At 65.7% G+C, this 1,288-nt stretch carries 1 protein-coding gene; it reads right to left on the bottom strand.

Annotation, left to right across the window (positions count from 1 at the left end):
• On the bottom strand, positions 1-1,225 hold a 1,225-nt coding region (locus ACIPEK_RS46695; RefSeq protein WP_402009146.1), incomplete at its 3' end, for a condensation domain-containing protein.
• Positions 1,226-1,288: the final 63 nt, after the last annotated feature.

Below are 1,288 nucleotides of genomic sequence, written 5' to 3'. Positions count from 1 at the left end.
CAATCAACTCATGCACACCACCCACCAACGGCAACTCCACCGAAGACGAATTCCACCCCTCCACCACCAACTCACGCTCACCGGCAGAAAGCACCAGCAGCTCACCCACCCGCTGCGCCGGCTCCACGACAACGGCGTCCAACAGCGTGACCAGATGGCCCGCCAGGCGCTCCATCGTCGATGCATCGAACAGCGCAGTGCTGTACTCGATCTGCCCCGAGAGGGTGTCGTCGCCATCTTCGATCCGGACCGACAGATCGAACTTCGATGGCAGGGCGCCGCCCGGGTTGGTGTACGCGCCACTGTTGACGACATAGCTGAAAAGGACCTGGAAGAGCGGGGTCCGGGACCGGTCCCGCTCGGTGACGAGGTCGTCCACCAGCTGTTCGAACGGCAGGTCCTGGTGGGCGTAGGCGCCCAATGCGGTCTCCCGCACCCGAGCGAGAAGTTCGGTGAACGTCGGGTCGCCGGACAGGTCGGTGCGCAGCACCAACGTGTTCACGAAGAATCCGATCAGGTCTTCCGTCTCGGCGCGGTTGCGGTTCGCGACCGGGGTGCCGACCACCACGTCGTCCGAACCCGCGTACCGGCCCAACAGCACATCGAAGGCCGCCAGGAGCGTCATGAACATCGACGCCCCACACTCCCTCGACAACTCCCGCAATCCCTGAGCCGTCCGCGCCGACACACTGAACCCCTGCACCGCACCCGCAGAAGAACGAACCGCAGGACGCGGCCGGTCGGTAGGCAGGTCAAGCGTCGGTGCGCCGGTCAACTTGTTGCGCCAGTAGGAGAGCTGGCTATCCAGCACGTCTCCGGACATGCATGCGCGCTGCCAGACGGAGAAGTCGGCGTACTGCGCCGGCAGCTCAGGCAGTGGGTTCGTCCGGCCTGCGCGGAAGGCTTCGTAGAGGGCATTCAGCTCACGCTGGAACAGGTGATCCGACCACTCGTCGAAGATCACGTGGTGCGCCACCAGCACAAGAACGTGCTTCTCGTCCGCCACCTGGATCAGGGTGGCTCGGACCAGTGGGCCGTCCGTCAGGTTGAACGGCTTCATCGCATCGGCGTACAGCAACTCCTCCGCGCATGCGTCGGAATCGGCTTCGCCGGACACATCGACCACCGCGAGCGGGAAGGGCCGCGCCGGATCGATCACCTGATGCGGTACACCGTCCGCGTCCGCCACCAGCCGGGTGCGCAGCACCTCGTGCCGCACGACCATCGCGTCCAACGCCGCGGTCAGTGCGGTCACGTCGAGCGGACCGTCGAGACGGATCGGCATCGG

This window comes from Streptomyces sp. NPDC088246 (assembly GCF_044741025.1).
In the GTDB taxonomy this organism is placed as follows: Bacteria; Actinomycetota; Actinomycetes; order Streptomycetales; family Streptomycetaceae; genus Streptomyces.
Note: the sequence above shows the minus strand (reverse complement) of the source record. Positions and strands in the feature narration are given on the sequence as shown.